16 protein-coding genes and 1 pseudogene are annotated in these 16,757 nt (G+C 69.0%); 5 read left to right on the forward strand and 12 right to left on the reverse strand.

The annotated features are described in order from the left end of the window. The 8 genes from NT132_RS01350 to NT132_RS01385 all read right to left on the reverse strand — a co-directional run. Positions 1-1,176, reverse strand: a 1,176-nt coding sequence (locus NT132_RS01350; RefSeq protein ID WP_297783672.1) for a RelA/SpoT family protein, incomplete at its 3' end; no start/stop codon positions are given. Between the two features lie 71 nt (positions 1,177-1,247). Then, complete coding sequence (gene secF, locus NT132_RS01355) at positions 1,248-2,237, reverse strand: protein translocase subunit SecF (RefSeq protein WP_297783675.1); 990 nt, start codon at positions 2,235-2,237, stop codon at positions 1,248-1,250. Next, positions 2,237-3,949: a protein translocase subunit SecD gene (gene secD, locus NT132_RS01360; protein ID WP_297783678.1), complete on the reverse strand. Its 1,713-nt coding sequence runs from the start codon at positions 3,947-3,949 to the stop codon at positions 2,237-2,239. The genes secF and secD overlap by 1 nt, the downstream gene beginning before the upstream one ends. 37 nt (positions 3,950-3,986) lie before the next feature. Continuing rightward, entirely contained in the window at positions 3,987-4,436 is a 450-nt protein-coding gene (locus tag NT132_RS01365; RefSeq protein ID WP_297783681.1) for a preprotein translocase subunit YajC, read from the reverse strand. Positions 4,437-4,513: 77 nt separating this feature from the next. After that, entirely contained in the window at positions 4,514-5,533 is a 1,020-nt protein-coding gene (gene ruvB / locus NT132_RS01370) for a Holliday junction branch migration DNA helicase RuvB (protein WP_297783684.1), read from the reverse strand. Further along, positions 5,526-6,143 (reverse strand): Holliday junction branch migration protein RuvA, encoded by a 618-nt coding sequence (ruvA, locus tag NT132_RS01375; protein ID WP_297783689.1) that lies wholly within the window; start codon positions 6,141-6,143, stop codon positions 5,526-5,528. The genes ruvB and ruvA overlap by 8 nt, the downstream gene beginning before the upstream one ends. Before the next feature lie 44 nt (positions 6,144-6,187). After that, positions 6,188-6,754: a crossover junction endodeoxyribonuclease RuvC gene (ruvC, locus tag NT132_RS01380; RefSeq protein ID WP_297783692.1), complete on the reverse strand. Its 567-nt coding sequence runs from the start codon at positions 6,752-6,754 to the stop codon at positions 6,188-6,190. Positions 6,755-6,815: 61 nt separating this feature from the next. Continuing rightward, positions 6,816-7,574: a YebC/PmpR family DNA-binding transcriptional regulator gene (locus NT132_RS01385; protein ID WP_297783694.1), complete on the reverse strand. Its 759-nt coding sequence runs from the start codon at positions 7,572-7,574 to the stop codon at positions 6,816-6,818. Between the two features lie 102 nt (positions 7,575-7,676). Between NT132_RS01385 and NT132_RS01390 the strand changes: the two genes are divergently transcribed. Continuing rightward, positions 7,677-9,086, forward strand: a complete 1,410-nt coding sequence (locus tag NT132_RS01390) for an aminotransferase class V-fold PLP-dependent enzyme (protein WP_297783697.1) — start codon at positions 7,677-7,679, stop codon at positions 9,084-9,086. Here NT132_RS01390 and pdxT read toward each other — a convergent pair. Beyond that, entirely contained in the window at positions 9,034-9,687 is a 654-nt protein-coding gene (gene pdxT / locus NT132_RS01395; protein ID WP_297783700.1) for a pyridoxal 5'-phosphate synthase glutaminase subunit PdxT, read from the reverse strand. The genes NT132_RS01390 and pdxT overlap by 53 nt on opposite strands. Then, positions 9,638-10,431 (reverse strand): annotated as a pseudogene (locus NT132_RS01400) (pyridoxal 5'-phosphate synthase subunit PdxS). The gene pdxT and the pseudogene NT132_RS01400 overlap by 50 nt, the downstream one beginning before the upstream one ends. A 51-nt stretch (positions 10,432-10,482) precedes the next feature. On the opposite strand from NT132_RS01400, the gene NT132_RS01405 reads away from it, so the two are divergent. The 3 genes from NT132_RS01405 (at position 10,483) to NT132_RS01415 (ending at position 12,957) form a co-directional block, all read left to right on the forward strand. After that, positions 10,483-11,820, forward strand: coding sequence for an aminotransferase class I/II-fold pyridoxal phosphate-dependent enzyme (locus tag NT132_RS01405; protein ID WP_297783703.1), 1,338 nt, complete (start codon positions 10,483-10,485; stop codon positions 11,818-11,820). Positions 11,821-11,872: 52 nt separating this feature from the next. Beyond that, positions 11,873-12,724 carry a pyridoxal kinase PdxY gene (gene pdxY / locus NT132_RS01410; RefSeq protein WP_297783706.1) on the forward strand — a complete coding sequence of 284 codons (852 nt, stop codon included), beginning with the start codon at positions 11,873-11,875 and terminating at the stop codon, positions 12,722-12,724. A gap of 107 nt (positions 12,725-12,831) precedes the next feature. After that, positions 12,832-12,957: a hypothetical protein gene (locus NT132_RS01415; protein WP_297783709.1), complete on the forward strand. Its 126-nt coding sequence runs from the start codon at positions 12,832-12,834 to the stop codon at positions 12,955-12,957. A 2-nt stretch (positions 12,958-12,959) separates the two neighbouring features. Here the strand turns inward: NT132_RS01415 and NT132_RS01420 are convergent, their stop codons facing one another. Both NT132_RS01420 and thrS read right to left on the reverse strand, forming a co-directional pair. Further along, a complete protein-coding gene (locus NT132_RS01420; protein ID WP_297783710.1) occupies positions 12,960-13,526 on the reverse strand; it encodes an HIT domain-containing protein in 567 nt (188 codons plus the stop codon). Next, positions 13,523-15,529 carry a threonine--tRNA ligase gene (gene thrS, locus NT132_RS01425; protein WP_297783712.1) on the reverse strand — a complete coding sequence of 669 codons (2,007 nt, stop codon included), beginning with the start codon at positions 15,527-15,529 and terminating at the stop codon, positions 13,523-13,525. Before thrS ends, NT132_RS01420 begins: the two co-directional genes overlap by 4 nt. 73 nt (positions 15,530-15,602) lie before the next feature. Here thrS and NT132_RS01430 point away from each other — a divergent pair, with 73 nt between their 5' ends. Beyond that, a complete protein-coding gene (locus tag NT132_RS01430) occupies positions 15,603-16,757 on the forward strand; it encodes an SLC13 family permease (protein ID WP_297783823.1) in 1,155 nt (384 codons plus the stop codon).

Below are 16,757 nucleotides of genomic sequence, written 5' to 3' on the forward strand. Positions count from 1 at the left end.
GTCGGAGATGTGCGCGAGCCAGACCATGTCGGCGTCGACGGACTTACCGTCGGTCTTGCCGCCGGCCATCCGCTCCTTGTACTTCCAGTGCGCGGCCACACCGTACTCGGCCTGCTGGTGCATCTCGTTGGTGCGGATCTGGATCTCCACCGTGCGGCCGCTGGGGCCGATGACGGTGGTGTGCAGCGACTGGTACAGGTTGAACTTGGGGGTGGCGATGTAGTCCTTGAACCGGCCGGGCAGCGGCGTCCAGCGGGCATGGATCGAGCCGAGCACGGCGTAGCAGTCGCGGACCGTGCCAACGATGACGCGGATGCCGATGAGGTCGTAGATGTCGTCGAACTCGCGGCCTCGCACGACCATCTTCTGGTACACGGAGTACAGCTGCTTGGGGCGGCCCACGACCCGGCCGCGGATGCGGAGCTCCCGCAGATCCGCCTCGACCGAGTCGATGACGTTCTGCACGTACTCCTCGCGCTGTGGCGTGCGCTGCTTGACGAGGCTTTCGATCTCGGCGTACAGCTTCGGGTGCAGCACGGCGAAGGACAGATCCTCCAGCTCGGACTTGATCGCCTGGATACCGAGGCGGTGCGCGAGCGGCGCGTAGATCTCGAGGGTCTCGGTGGCTTTCTTCGCGGCCTTCTCGGTCGGCACGAAGCCCCAGGTGCGGGCGTTGTGCAACCGGTCGGCGAGCTTGATCACGAGCACGCGGATGTCGCGCGACATCGCGACGATCATTTTCCGCACCGTCTCGGCCTGCGCGGCGTCGCCGTACTTCACCTTGTCGAGCTTGGTGACGCCGTCGACGAGCATCGCGACCTCGTCGCCGAACTCCGCGGTCAGCTCGGCGAGTTCGTAGCCGGTGTCCTCGACGGTGTCGTGCAGGAGTGCTGCGGCGATGGCCTTCGGGCCGAGGCCCAGATCGGCGAGGATCTGCGCGACCGCGAGCGGGTGCGTGATGTACGGCTCACCGCTTTGCCGCTTCTGGCCGCGGTGCGCCTTCTCGGCGACCGCGTACGCGCGCTCGATGATCGTGAGGTCGCCGCGCGGGTGGTGCGTGCGGACCGTGCGGATCAGCTGGTCGAGGTCGTCACGGCGGACCGCGCGGGTGAAGATCCGGGGAACCAGGCGCCGCAGACTCGACGACGGGGCGCCGGGAGGAGCGGTTTCGGTCATACGCCTGTCACCACCCTCTGCCGGATCGCTTCATCCTATGCCCCGTACGACGCACCGGTTCCCGCGTTCGCTCAGGCCGGAATCTGGGCCTTGGCCCGCGCCGCCAGCACCCGGTCGTCCCGCGTCCGCACCGACTTCTCGTTCTCGCGGAAGAGCGAGTACAGCGGAGCCGCGACGAACAGCGTCGAGTAGGCCGCCACGATGGTCCCGACGAAGATCGACAGCGAGATATCCGTCAGGGTCTGCGCGCCAAGCGCGAACGCCCCGATGAAGAGGATGGCGCCGGTCGGCAGAACGGCGACGATCGTCGTGTTGATCGAGCGGATCAGGGTCTGGTTCACCGCGAGGTTCACCGACTCACCGAACGTGCGCGCAGAGCTCTCGCCGTCGTCCCGGGTGTTCTCCCGAATCTTGTCGAAGACGACGGTGGTGTCGTAGAGCGAGTAGGCGAGCACGGTGAGGAAGCCGATCACGGCCGCCGGCGAGATCGGGAACCCGCACAGCGCGTACACGCCGACCGTGATGATGAGCACGTCGACAACGCCGATCATGGCGGCCGCAGACATCTTCCAGGTGCGGAAGTAGAGACCCAGGATGAGGAAGGTCAGCGCCAGGAAGATCGCGAGGCCCCACAGCGACTGCCGGGTGACATCGGCGCCCCAGACGGGCCCGATGAACGAGGCGGTGACCTCGTCGCTCTCGACGCCGTAGGTGTCGGCCAGCGCTCCGCGCACCGCCTGGGTGTCGTCGTTGCTCATCTGGTCGGTCTCGACGCGGACGCCGTCGGCACCGACGGTCGCGACCTTGACGGTGGCGCCCGGAACGATGGACTGCACGGCGTCGGTGGCGAGTGCCTGATCCGGGTTGCTGAGTCCGGAGACGGTGAACTGCGATCCGCCCGTGAATTCGATCGACAGCTGGATCGGCTTGACCAGCGGAACCAGCGCCGAGGCGACGACGAGGACCGCGGCGATGATGAACCAGACGCGACGACGCCCCACAAAGGGGAACGAGGTCTTGCCGGTGTAGAGGTCGTTACCGACCTGACCCATCGTGCGCATCAGTTGCCGGCCTCCTTCGTGTCGCGGGTGCCGGCATCGGATGCGGCGGCCTCAGCAGCCTTCCGTTCCGCGATGGTCTGCCGGCGGACCGCTTCGCCGCGGGAGCGAGAGGTGCGTCCGGGACGGGCAACGACCGGAGCCCGGAACTCCGCCCGACCGCGGTAGACCGCGCCGAGGGCGTTCGGGTCGAGACCGGAGAGCGGGTGACCGGAGCCGAAGAACCGGGTGCGGGCCAGCAGCTGCATCACCGGGTGGGTGAAGAGGATGAAGATGAGCACGTCGATCGCGGTGGTGAGACCCAGCGTGAACGCGAAGCCCTTCACCGTCGCATCCGCGAGGATGTAGAGCACCACGGCGGCGAGGATGTTGATCGACTTCGAGATGTAGATCGTGCGCTTGGCGCGACCCCAGCCGTCCTCGACCGCGCCGGTGATCGACTTGCCGTCACGCAGCTCGTCCCGGATTCGTTCGAAGTACACGATGAACGAGTCGGCGGTGAACCCGATCGTCACGATCAGACCCGCGACACCGGCGAGCGACAGGCGGAAGCCCATGCGCCAGCCGAGGATGCACAGCAGCAGGTAGGTGAGCACGCCCATCACCGCGAGCGACGCGATGATGACCGAACCGAGCGCGCGGTACACGAGGAGCGAGTACACGGCAACGAGCGCGAGGCCGATGAGGCCGGCGATGAGGCCGATCTGCAACTGCTGCGAGCCGAGGGTCGCCGAGATCGTGTCGGAGCTCTGCACGCTGAAGCTGAGCGGCAGCGCGCCGTACTTGAGCTGGTCGGCGAGCGTCTGCGCGGTCGTCTGCGAGAAGGAGCCGGTGATCTGGGGCTTGCCGTCGGTGATGATCGCGTTCATCGACGGGGCGGAGAGCACATTGCCGTCGAGCACGAAGGCGAACTGGTTCTGCGGCGAGGTCAGGCCGTACAGGCGCTGGCTGATCGCGGTGAACGCATCGGTGCCTTCAGAGTCGAAGACGATGTTGACGGCCCACTGGTTGTTCTGGCTGTTCAGGCCGGACGTGGCGTCCGAGATGGCCGAACCGTCGAGCTCGACCGGACCGAGGATGTACTTCGCCGTACCGTCCGCCTCACACGTGATGAGAGGCTCGTCGGCGGGCTCGGATGCCGGGTCGTTCGACGCATCCGCGCAGTCGTAGGCGAGGAACTTCGCATACAGCGCATCCGTGATCCACGCCGGGTCGCTACCGCTGGTGGGGCTGGCGGTGGGAGTGGAGTTCAGCGTCGGTTCCGGAGTCGGGTAGGGCGTCTCCGTGCCGTCGTCGCCGACGAAAGTGCCGGTCACTTCGCCCGAGGCGTAGATGACCGCACGCAGCTGCAGCTGCGCGGAGGCCTCGATGCGCTGACGGGTCTCCTCGTCGGCCTCACCGGGGATCTGCACCACGATGTTGCGGCCGCCCTCGGTGGTGACCGATGCCTCACCGACGCCGGAGGCGTCGATGCGCTGGCGGATGATCGTGACCGCCTGGTCCAGCTGGTCACTGGTGGGGTCGGTGCCGTCGGGCGTCTCCGCCCCCAGGATGATCTGCGTGCCGCCCTGCAGGTCGAGCGCCAGCTCGGGGATCCACGAGCTCTTCTGGAACACGTGCACGCCCAGGGCGTTCACCCCGAAGAGCACAGCGACGATCGCCAGCAGACCGATCAGTGCCCGCCAGGCATGGCGGACGGGGCTTGATGTCGCCACGGACACTCAGCTTTCTCGTGGAAGAGACGGGGCGAAATCAGGCGCTGGGCTTGGCCGGGTCTTCCGGCTCGTCCTTCGAGGCGGAGTAGCGCTTATCGTCGCTGATGGAGCTGACGTCACCGTCGGCGACGCCGGCGATGTACTCGGCCTCCGACGCCTCGGCCTCGATGAACTCGTCCTCGGTCACGACGCCCTCGGTGGGGTTCACGACGCGCAGGATCGCCTGGCTGTGGACCTTGATCTCCACACCCGGTGCGATCGCGACGACGGCCGGCTGGTCGAGATTCTCGGGGTCGAACTCGACGATGGTGCCGTACAGGCCGCCCTGCAACAGCACCTCGGCGCCGGGGACGGTCTCGCGGGCCTTCTGCTCCTGCTCGGCCTTGGCCTTCTGCGTGCGCCGACGCGAGCTCCAGAACATGAAGACCAGCAGCAGCACCAGCAGGATGATCAGGCCGTAATTGGCGAAGAAGTCGGCGAAGTCCATGGGGTGCGGGGCCTTTCGGGTGCGGCGCGCGTCAGAGCGCAGCCGGAAAAGTGAGTCGAGGCGAAAGCCTCCAGTGATTATAGGTCATCGAATCGGAATGCCCCGTCCGGATGCGGCACCCCGAGGTGGGCGTATGCCTCCGGCGTCGCGACGCGGCCGCGGGGCGTGCGCCCCATGAACCCGATCCGTACGAGATAGGGCTCCACGACCGATTCGATGGTGTCGGCTTCCTCCCCCACTGCCACCGACAGGGTGCCGAGGCCCACCGGGCCGCCACGGAAGCGACGAACGAGCATCTCGAGGACGGCGCGGTCCAGCCGATCGAGACCGATCCGGTCCACGTCGTACAACTCCAGCGCCGCATCCACCGATGCGATGTCGGCTTCGCGTCCGCGGACCAGCAGGAAGTCCCGCACCCGGCGCAGCAGCCGGTTGGCGATGCGGGGTGTACCGCGAGAACGGCGGGCGATCTCAGTCTGGGCCTCCGTCGGCAGGTCGACGCCGAGCATCACTGCCGAGCGGGCGATGACCTGCTGCAGTTCGTGCGGCTCGTAGTACTCCAGGTGGGCGGTGAATCCGAACCGGTCACGCAGCGGGTTCGGGAGGAGCCCGGAGCGCGTGGTCGCACCCACGAGCGTGAAGGGCGCGAGATCGAGCGGGATGCTCGTGGCCCCGGCGCCCTTGCCGACCATGATGTCGATCCGGAAGTCCTCCATCGCGAGGTACAGCATCTCTTCGGCGGAGCGCGCCATGCGGTGCACCTCGTCGACGAAGAGCACTTCGCCCGGGGTGAGGCTCGACAGCAGCGCGGCGAGGTCGCCCGCGTGCTGGATGGCGGGGCCGCTCGACATCCGCAGCGGCCTCCCGCTCTCGTGCGCGACGATCATCGCCAGGGTGGTTTTGCCGAGTCCGGGCGGGCCGGACAACAGGATGTGGTCGGGTGAGCGCTGCTGCATCCGCGCGGCGTCGAGCAACAGCTGCAGCTGACCGCGCACCTTCTGCTGGCCGACGAACTCGGACAGCGACTGCGGGCGCAGCGCCCCTTCGATCGCGAGTTCGGACTCGTCGACGGGCTCCGGGTCGCGCAGGTCATCCACGGCCGGCCTCCGCCCGTGCGGGTCCGAGGTGCGCGAGCGCGCGGCGCAGCAGACCGGAGACCGTGTGCTCGGCGACAGGCGCGTCCGCGGCGACGGCGGTGACCGCCTCGGCGGCCACGCGTTCGGGCCAGCCGAGTCCCACAAGCGCCTGGACGACCTGCGCGTCCAGCGTCGCGGTGGCGACCGGCGTGGTGCCGCCGGTGCTGACGGTGACGTCGAGCTTGCCGGCGAGCTGCACCACGATGAGCTTGGCCGTCTTCGGACCGATGCCCGACACCCGCCGGAACGGGGCGTCGTCTTCGGCGGTGACGGCCGCCGCGATCTGGGAGACGCTGAGCGAAGCCAGGACGCCGATCGCCGACTTGGGGCCGACGCCGGAGACGGCGACGAGCGCCGTGAACACGCCCAGCTCCTCGCGGGAGGGGAAGCCGACCAGCGACATGGCGTCCTCGCGGACGATGAGGTGCGTGTGCAGGTGCAGTTCGTCGCCCAGGTGCGCGCCGCGGGCGACGTCGGGGGTGACGGCCACGAGGTATCCGACGCCGGCGACGTCCAGCACGACGGAGTCGGGGCCGGTGTGCGCAACGGTGCCGCGCAGGGATGCGATCATGCTCCGAGCCTAACCGGGTTCGCAGATATGTTCGATCGACACGCTCAGCGTCGCACCGATCGTTCCGCATCCCGCCAGGCGCGCTGTGCGGGGGTCAGCGTCTCCACGCCGTCGGCCCGACCACTCGGTCCCGACCGCCATGCGTGACACAGGGCCAGCGCCAGCGCGTCCGCCGCATCCGCGGGCTGCGGCAGCTCGGCGAGGCGCAGGATGCGCGCCACCATGGTCTGCACCTGCAGCTTCTCGGCCGAGCCGTAGCCGGTGACCGCCGCCTTGACCTCGCTGGGGGTATGGGTGGCGGCGCTCATGCCGTGCTCGGCGGCGAGAAGGAGCGCGATGCCGCTCGCCTGCGCCGTGCCCATCACGGTGCTGCGGTTCTGCTGCGCGAACACCCGTTCCACGGCCATCACATGCGGCTCGTGGATGCGGATGGCGTCGCGGATGCCCGCGGCGATGGTCTTCAGCCGTTCGGCGATCGGGGCATCGGGTGCGGAGCGCACCACGCCCACGTAGACGAGGCTCGCGGAGCGGTCGGGACGCACATCCACGATGCCGACACCGCACCGGGTCAGGCCGGGGTCGATGCCGATCACGCGCAGCGGGGAGGTCACTCCCCCACGCTACGACCGCCCCGGACGACGGGAGCGCAGGCGCGCCCGCCGTCCGCGCGGGTCACTCGTCGTTCTCGAGCTCCGCCTGCACTTCGGGCGTCAGATCGAAGTTGCTGTAGACGTTCTGCACGTCGTCGCTGTCCTCGAGCGCGTCGATGATGCGGAAGATCTTCCGCGCGGTCTCCGCGTCGACCTCGACCTTGAGGTTCGGGACGAACTCGACGTCCGCCGACTCGTACTCGATCCCCGCGTCGACCAGCGCGCTGCGAACGGCGACCAGTTCGGAGGCCTCGGTGATGACCGCGAAGCCGTCGCCGTGCGGCTCGACCTCTTCCGCCCCCGCTTCGAGGGCCGCCATCATGACGTCGTCCTCGGTGGTGCCCTCGCTCGAGACGACCACGACGCCCTTGCGGGTGAAGTTGTACGCCACGCTGCCCGGGTCGGCAAGCGTGCCGCCGTTGCGGCTGAGCGCCGTGCGCACCTCGGCCGCGGCGCGGTTCTTGTTGTCGGTCAAACACTCGATCATGAGGGCGACACCGTTGGGTCCGTAGCCCTCGTACATGATCGAGGTGTACTCGACGGCCTCGCCGCCGATGCCCGCACCCCGCTTCACGGCGCGATCGATGTTGTCCTTGGGGACCGACGTCTTGCGTGCCTTCAGGACGGCGTCGAACAGTGTCGGGTTGCCGGCCATGTCCGCGCCGCCGAGCTTGGCCGCGACCTCGATGTTCTTGATGAGCTTGGCCCACGACTTGGCACGACGGGAGTCGATGACAGCCTTCTTGTGCTTGGTGGTGGCCCACTTGGAATGACCGGACATCGGCAGTGCCTCCTCGGTAGATCGCGGTCCAGTTTATGGGAGTCGCGGCATCGGCACACGTCCACCCTTGTCGCACCCCGGTGCCGGTGCGACACTGAGCGCATGTCAGAGCGCTCCCGCGCGCTCGATGCCGCGCACCGAGCCGCATCCGATTTCCTTGCCTCGCTACCCGATCGACCGGTGTGGCCGCGCGCGTCGCTGGACGATATGCGGGACACGTTCGGCGGCCCGCTGCCGGACGCGGGCGAAGATGCCGAGGCCGTCGTGACCCGACTCGCCACGGACGCCGACCCGGGTCTGGTCGCGATCCCCGGCGGCCGCTTCTTCGGGTTCGTGATCGGCGGCACCCTGCCTGCCGCCCTCGCCGCGGACTGGCTGGTGTCGGCGTGGGACCAGAATGCCGGATCGAGCACCATGACGACCGCCGCGGTCGCCCTGGAGCGGGTCGCTGGCGAATGGATCCTCGACCTGCTCGGCCTCCCCGCCACCGCCTCGGTCGGCTTCGTCACCGGGGCGCAGATGTCGAACTACGTGTGCCTGGCCGCGGCCCGTCGGGCGGTGCTGGAGCGGCTCGGCTGGGATCTGCTGCGCCGGGGCGCGCGCGAGGCGCCGCCCCTGACGATCGTCGTGGGCCGCCACCGGCACGGGTCGGTGGACCGGGCACTGCGCTTTCTCGGGATCGGCATCGACGAGATCACCGTGGTGGAGACGGACGGGGAGGGACGGATGCTGCCCGACGCCCTCCGCGCGACCCTCCGCACTATCGCTCCGGGTCACGCGATCGTCTGCCTGCAGGCGGGTGAGGTCCACACCGGCGCGTTCGATCGGTTCGCGCAGCTCATCCCGGTGGCTCGCGAGCACGGTGCCTGGGTACACGTGGACGGTGCGTTCGGTCTGTGGGCCGCCGCATCCCCCGGCCTTCGTCATCTGGTCGACGGCGCCGAGGGCGCGGACTCGTGGACCACGGATGCGCACAAGACGCTCAACGTCCCGTACGACTGCGGGATGGCTATCGTCCGGGATCCGGCGGATTCCGTCGCGATGTTCCGCGCCGGCGGCGACTACCTTATGTACGCGAGCCACGACCCGTGGGACGTGGGACCGGAGCTGTCCCGTCGTGCCCGCGGGGTGCCGGTGTGGGCGGCGCTGCGGAGCCTTGGCCGCACGGGGGTGTCCGAGCTCATCGGGCGGCTGCATGCGAACGCCGTGGACATGGCAGAGGGCCTCCGGCGGATCGACGGCGTCCGCGTCGTCAACGACGTCGACTACACGCAGGTGATGTTCCGGCTGCACGAGGACGAGGCGACCCGCGCTCTCGGCGAAGCGATCCTCCGCGATGGCACCGCCGCCCTCACCGGTGCGGAGTGGGACGGGCATGCGGTGCTCCGCTGCTCGATGTCGTCGTGGGTGACGGACAGCGACGACATCGCCCTGACCCTCACCGCGTTCGGGCGCCTCGTCAGCCGCGTACGGACTCCAGGAACAGTCGGTGGAAGCGGTACTCCCCGGTGACCTCCGGGTGGAACGAGGTGCCGAGCAGGTTCCCCTGACGCACCGCCACCACACGGCCGTCGGGGAGCGCGGCGAGCGGTTCGACCGCCGCACCCACCGTCTCCACCACAGGGGCGCGGATGAACACCGCGTGCACCGGCGGGGCGCCGAGCACGGGCACCTCGAGGTCGGTCTCGAACGAGTCGACCTGACTCCCGAAGGCATTCCGGCGCACCGTGACATCGAGCCCGCCGAAGCTCTGCTGCCCCGAGATGGCATCCGTGATCCGGTCGGCGAGGAGGATCAGCCCCGCGCAGGTGCCGTAGACCGGGAGCCCGCCGGCGATCGCATCCCGCAGCGGTTCCTGCATCCCGAACGCACGGGCGAGCTTGTCGATGACGCTCGACTCCCCGCCCGGGATCACGAGGCCATCGACCGCCGCGAGTTCCTCCGGCCGTCGGACGAGACTCACCTCGGCGCCGAGGGAGGTCAGCACCTGGGCGTGCTCGCGCACGTCGCCCTGCAGGGCGAGGACGCCGACGCGCCGCCGCCCTGCAGCGATGCCTGTGGTCTTACCAGCCACGTTCGGCGAGGCGGTGCGGCGCCGGCAGGTCGGCGACATTGATGCCGACCATGGCTTCGCCGAGGCCCCGGGACACTTCCGCGACCACCTTCGGGTCGTCGAAGAAGGTCGTGGCCTTCACGATCGCCGCAGCGCGCGCCGCCGGGTCGCCGCTCTTGAAGATGCCGGAGCCCACGAACACGCCGTCGGCGCCGAGCTGCATCATCATGGCCGCATCCGCGGGGGTCGCGACACCGCCGGCGACGAAGAGGACGACGGGGAGCGTGCCGGTCTCGGCGACCTCGGCGACGAGGTCGTAGGGCGCCTGCAGCTCCTTCGCGGCGACGAAGTGATGCGCCGGAGCGCTTCGCCGAGGTTCGTGGCACCGCAGACGAACGGCACCGTGAAGCCCCACTTGTCGATGTGGTTGACGTAGTCGGCGGGCGAGAGCACCTCGGACTCGTCGATGTAGTCGACACCGAGCTCCTGCAGGATCTGCGCCTCGACGAAGTGCCCGATGCGGGCCTTCGCCATGACGGGGATCGAGACGGCCTCGATGATGCTGTCGATCATGTCGGGGTCGCTCATGCGCGAGACGCCGCCCTGCGCCCGGATGTCGGCCGGCACGCGTTCGAGCGCCATGACGGCGACCGCTCCCGCATCCTCCGCGATCTTCGCCTGGTCGGCGGTGACGACGTCCATGATGACGCCGCCCTTGAGCATGTCTGCGAGACCGCGCTTGACGCGACCCGTACCTGTCGTGGACACGAGAACTCCCTCTCGGCGCACCCCTGGCGCCGTCATGGTTTGACCTATGCCAGAAAATACCATGGCCTGAGTTGTAATGTGGACTGCGTGAACAGCGGTGACGTGGACGAGGCGATCTCGGGCACCTCCGCCGCCGAGATCGCCGACAGTGTCCGCTCGCTCGTCGACAATGGGCGCCTCTCCGCCGGCGAACCGCTCCCTCCGGTGCGTGCGCTCGCCGACCGCCTCGGCGTGAACCGCAACACGGTGGTCGCCGCGTACCGGCTGCTCGGTCAGGCCGGCACCGTGGTCACGCTCGGGCGTGGCGGCACGCGCGTCGCCGCACCGGTGCCGCTTGCGGCCGAGGGCTACGCGCAGGACAGCGTGCTGCGCGACGTCGGAGACGGCAACCCCGATCCCTCCCTCATCCCTGATCTGTCCGCTGCCCTCACCTCCCTCGCGGGCCGGCCGGTGCTCTATGGCGAGCCCGTCATCGACCCCGAGCTGGAGCAGTGGGCGCGGGGCTGGGTCTCCCCCGATGTGCCCGATCCGGATGCGGTTCGCTTGACGATCACGGGTGGCGCGGTGGACGCGATGGAGCGGCTCCTCGCGCAGGCCCTGGTGCGCGACGACGCCGTGGCCCTCGAGGACCCGTGCTTCCTCTCCGCCATGCGCACGGTGCGGCTGGGTGGTTATCGCCCGGTGCCGATCCCGGTGGACGAGGAGGGCATGACCGTGGCGGGGCTCCGGACAGCCCTCGCCCAGGGGGTGCGGGCCGTCATCTGCACGCCGCGGGCCCAGAACCCGACGGGCGTCAGCCTCACCCAGAGGCGGGCGGCGGAACTGCGCGCGGTCCTCGCCGATCACCCGTACGTGCTCGTGATCGCGGACGACCACTATTCGCTCCTCACCCGTCGCCCGTACCACTCGATCATCGGGCCGGGTCATCGACGCTTTGCATTGATCCGTTCGGTGTCGAAGTTCCTGGGTCCCGACATGTGCCTCGCCGTGACCGCCACCGACCCGGAGACCGCCGACCGGTTGGCGATGCACTTCAGCCCCGGGAGCAGCTGGGTGAGCCACCTGCTGCAGCGGCTCACCGTGGCCCTCGTCACCGACCCCGAGGTGATGGCCGCGGTGGACCGCGCCGGTGAGCACTATCTGGCACGGAACACCGCCTTCGCCGAGCGTCTCACCGCCCACGGCGTCCCCTGCACGGCGGGCGACGGGCTCAGCCTCTGGGTCGATGTGGATGCGCCGTCGCGCGCCGTCGCCGAGCAGCTCATGCGCCGCGGCTGGCTCGCCCGCCCGGGCGACGAGTTCATCCTCGCCGACACCGGTGCCGCACGCCGCCTCCGTCTCACCGTCCACACCCTGTCGGATGCGGACGCCGACCGGCTGGCCGCCGATGTCGCCGCGGCCGTCCGTGCGACCGCATCCCGCTGACTCCGCCGCATCCTGTGCTCCGCCGCATCCCGTTGAAAGAAGGTCACCGCCCGTGAAGATCCTGTCGATCCAGTCCGCCGTCGCCTACGGCCACGTGGGCAACTCCGCCGCCGTCTTCCCGCTGCAGCGGATGGGTGTCGAGGTGCTCCCCGTCTACACGGTGAACTTCTCCAACCACACCGGCTACGGCGCGTGGCGCGGGCCACTGATCGCCCCGGACGACGTCCGCGACGTCATCACCGGCATCGAGGAGCGCGGCGTGTTCGGCGAGATCGACGTGATCCTCAGTGGCTACCAAGGTGGCGAGGGTATCGGCGATGTGATCCTGGATGCGGTGGCCCGCGTTAAGGCCGCGAACCCGTCTGCCGTCTATGCGTGCGACCCGGTGATGGGCAATGCGAAGTCCGGATGCTTCGTTGCCCCTGCGATCCCGGTGCTGCTGCGGGAGCGCGTGGTGCCGGCCGCCGACATCATCACCCCCAACCAGTTCGAGCTGGGCTTTCTCACCGACACCGAGCCCGCCGAGCTCGAGTCGACGCTCGCATCCGCCGACATCGCTCGCGCGATGGGCCCGCGCACCGTGCTGGTCACCAGTGTCGAGCGTCCCGACCGGCCCGAGGGCACGATCGAGATGATGGCCGTGAATGATGACGGCGCCTGGATCGTGCAGACCCCGCACATCCCGATGAAGGCGAACGGCTCCGGCGACGTCACCGCCGCTCTCTTCAGCGCGCACTACCGCGAGACCGGGAGCGCGGCGGACGCGCTCGCCCGCACGACCTCGAGCGTCTGGGATCTGCTCGATCTCACTCACTCGTCGGGCGAGCGGGAGCTGAAGCTGGTCGAAGCGCAGGAGTTCTACGCCCAGCCGCGGTTGCAGTTCGAGGTCACGCAGGTTCGCTGACCGCATCCGTCGCGGTTTCGCCCCGGCACACACCCCGCATCCGTGTCCCACTTTCTGCCGTTATGAGCACCCCAGAGCGGCAGAAAGTGGGACATATTCTGCAGAAAGTGGGACATGGTGACGGATGCAGCACGAAGCTGCTGCGCCGCAGCGACGGCAGCGAGAACAGCTACAGCTACAGCTACAGCTACAGCTACAGCTACAACCTCAGCCACAGCCACAGCCTGAGCTAGGTCTAGGCGGGCCAGCCGTCGGCGACGGCCTGCCGGACCTCGCCGAGCAACTGCGGCAGCGCCTTCGTCTTGGCGATGATGGGGAAGAAGTTAGCGTCAGTCGCCCACCGCGGCACGATGTGCTGGTGCAGGTGCGCGGCGACGCCGGCGCCGGCGACCTGGCCCTGGTTCATGCCGATGTTGAAGCCGTCACAGCGCGACACGGTGCGAAGCACCCGCATGGCGGTCTGCGTGAGCTCGGCGATCTCCGCGGTCTCCTCCGGCGTCGCCTCGTCGTACAACCCGATGTGCCGATACGGGCACACAAGCAGATGACCCGAGTTGTACGGGAACAGGTTCAGCAGCACGTACGCGGTGCGCCCCCGGTGCACGATGAGACCGTCCTCGTCGGACTTGCCCGGCGCGGCGCAGAACGGGCACTGCTCCACGAGCGGCTCGGGACCCGCGGCGATGTACGCCATCCGGTGCGGCGTCCACAGCCGTTGGAACTCGTCCGGAACCCCCGGCAGCTCGGCGGCAGACACCAGCCCCGCGATCTGCTCGGGGCTCACGTCCGCCGACTCGCTCATGCCAGGTCGTCCGCGGTGTTGACGAGGAGCTTCGCGGAAATCGCGCGATGGATGCGGTCGATCGCTTCGTCCACCGGGATGCCGTTGGTCTGCGTACCGTCACGGAATCGGAACGAGACGGTCCCGGCGGAGCGGTCCTGCTCCCCCGCGATCAGCTGCACCGGCACCTTCTGCGTCGTGTGCGTGCGGATCTTCTTCTGCATCCGGTCGGCGGAGTGGTCGACCTCGGCACGGACGCCGTCCGCACGGAGCCGCGTGATGATGTCATCGAGGTAGTCGCCGAATTCCTCGGCGACCGGGATGCCGACGACCTGCACCGGCGACAGCCACACCGGGAACGCGCCGGCGTAGTGCTCTAGCAGGATGGCGAAGAAACGCTCGATCGACCCGAACAGGGCGCGGTGGATCATGATCGGCCGGTGCTTCTCGCCATCCGGGCCGGTGAACTCGAGCTCGAACCGCTCGGGCAGGTTCACATCGACCTGGACGGTCGACAACTGCCACACGCGCCCGAGGGCGTCACGGGTCTTCAGGTCGATCTTGGGGCCGTAGAACGCGGCCTCACCCGGCACCTCGGTGAGCTTCAGACCACTGGCGACCGCGACATTCCGCAGCGCGTTCGTGGAGTACTCCCAGAACTCGTCCGAACCGATCCACTTCGACTTCTCGTCGTCGCGCAGCGACAGTTCGAGCTCGAAGTCGTTCAGCCCGAAGTCGCGGAGCATCGAGATGACGAACTCCAGGACGCGGGTCGCCTCGGTCTCCAGCTGGTCCGGGGTGACGAACAGGTGCGAGTCGTCCTGCGTGAAGCCGCGGACGCGGGTGAGACCGTGCAACGCGCCGGAGAGCTCGTTGCGGTAGACCGTGCCGTTCTCCGCCAGCCGCATCGGCAGGTCGCGGTAGCTGCGCGCCCGCTCCTTATAGATGAGGATGTGCATCGGGCAGTTCATCGGCTTCAGGTAGTAGTCGTGACCGGCCTTGGTGATCTCACCGTCCGCGTCTCGCTCTTCGTCCATGACGATCGGGGGGAACATGCCCTCCCGGTAGGTCACCAGGTGGTTCGACTGCAGGAACAGGTCTTCCTTGGCGATGTGCGGCGTGTACACGTAGGTGTACCCGTTCTCCACGTGGCGGCGACGGGCGTGCTGCTCCATCTCCATGCGGATGATGCCGCCCTTGGGGTGCCAGACGCTGAGGCCCGAGCCGATCTCATCCGGGAAGGAGAACAGGTCGAGCTCCTTGCCGAGCTTGCGGTGGTCTCGCTTCGCCGCTTCTTCCAGCCGCTGCTGGTAGGCACGCAGCTCATCCTTCGTCGGCCACGCGGTGCCGTAGATGCGCTGCAGCTGCGGGTACTTCTCGCTGCCGCGCCAGTAGGCGCCGGCGATGCGCTGGATGTCCCAGCCGTTGCCGATGAGGCGGGTGGTGGGCAGGTGCGGTCCGCGGCAGAGGTCCTTCCAGACCGTCTCGCCGTCCCGGTTGACGTTGTCGTAGATCGTCAGCTCGCCGGCGCCGACCTCGACGGACGCACCCTCGGCCGCTTCCTTGGTGCCGCCCTTCAGCCCGATGAGCTCGAGCTTGAACGGCTCGTCAGCGAGCTCGGCGCGTGCCTCGTCATCGGTGACGACGCGGCGGACGAAGCGCTGGTTCTCGCGAACGATGCGCTCCATCTCCTTCTTGATGGCCTTGACGTCTTCGGGGGTGAACGGGGTGTCGGTGCCGAAGTCGTAGTAGAAGCCGTCCGTGATGGGCGGGCCGATGCCGAGGTTCGTCTGCGGCTTGATGCGCTGCACCGCCTGCGCCATCACGTGCGCGGCGGAGTGACGGAGGATGCTGAGGCCGTCCGGGGAGTCGATCGTCACCGGTTGGACCGTGTCGGCATCCGTGACCGTGGTCGCGAGATCCTTCAGCTCACCGTTGACGCGCAGCGCGACGACGGAACGGTCGGGATAAAGGGCGAAGCCGTCGGTCGGATAGTCGACGTCGGCAGGGGTCACATCGGTCACAGGAACTCTCCAGAGGGTGGCTGCCATCAAGGCTACCGTTCCGCGCACGTCGGATCCCGCCGTCCGGGCCATGATGGTCTCTGTGAAGCTGGCCCTGATCGGTGGCGTGCTGCTGCTGGTCGGCGCCGCGGCGATGGCGTTCGGCATCCTTCCCCCCGCGGACGCGCTGACCATCGGCGAGCGGGTGTGGCCGATCCTGTTGTTCGTCGTGGCGATCACGATCGTGGCGGAGCTTGCGGCGGCGGCCGGTGTCTTCGACCTGGCCGGCGCACTGCTGGCGCGTCTGGCGCGCGGGCGCACGGTCGTCCTGTGGATGCTGGTGGTCGCTCTCGGCGTGATCGCGACGGCGTTCCTCTCGCTCGATACCACCGCCGTGCTCCTCACCCCGGTCGTGATCGCTGTCGCCCGCGCGAACAAACTGCCGCCGATGGTGTTCGCCTTCACCACCGTGTGGCTGGCGAACACCGCATCCCTGCTCCTGCCGGTCTCGAACCTCACGAACCTGCTGGCGATGCACCGCCTCGACCTTTCGCCCGGGGGCTTTCTCGCGCTCCTGGGCCCGTCCGCGGTGATCGCGATCGCGGTCACCGTGCTCCTGCTGTGGATCTCTCACCGCCGTGACCTCCGGGGACGGTATGTCCCCGTGCCGATCCCGCGCGCCGCGGACGCGCCACTCCTCGTCGCCACCGCTGTGATCGTTGTGGGGATGCTGCCGTTCCTGGTGTCGGGGCTCGAGCCGTGGATGCCGGCCGTGGTCGCGGCCGTGATGCTCCTCCTCCTGTTCGCGTGGCGGCACCCTCGGGCGCTGGGGCTCCGCCTGGTGCCGTGGAGCGTGCTCGTCTTCGCCGTCGGCCTCTTCCTCGCGGTCGGCGCCCTGGAGGCGACGGGAGCGTTGGATGCGGTCTCCGCCCTCGTCGGCGACGGGCCTGCCGGTCTCTGGCAGGCGGCGGGTCTCGGGCTCGTCGGCTCGAACGCCATCAACAACCTGCCGGCCTACCTCGCGCTGGAGCCGTCCGCATCCTCCCCCGCGCTCCTGGGCGCGCTGCTGATCGGTGTCAATGCGGGGCCCGTCATCGCTCCGTGGGGGTCGCTGGCGACGCTGCTGTGGCACGAGCGACTGCGCGCCGCGGGCGTGGACGTGTCGTGGCGACGGTTCGTGCTGTGGGGGCTGCTCCTCGGCCCGCTGTCCGTGGCGCTGTCCGTGCTGCCACTGCTGTGGCGCCTCTGA

It is taken from the genome of Microbacterium sp. (genome assembly GCF_026393345.1).
Classification (GTDB): domain Bacteria; phylum Actinomycetota; class Actinomycetes; order Actinomycetales; family Microbacteriaceae; genus Microbacterium.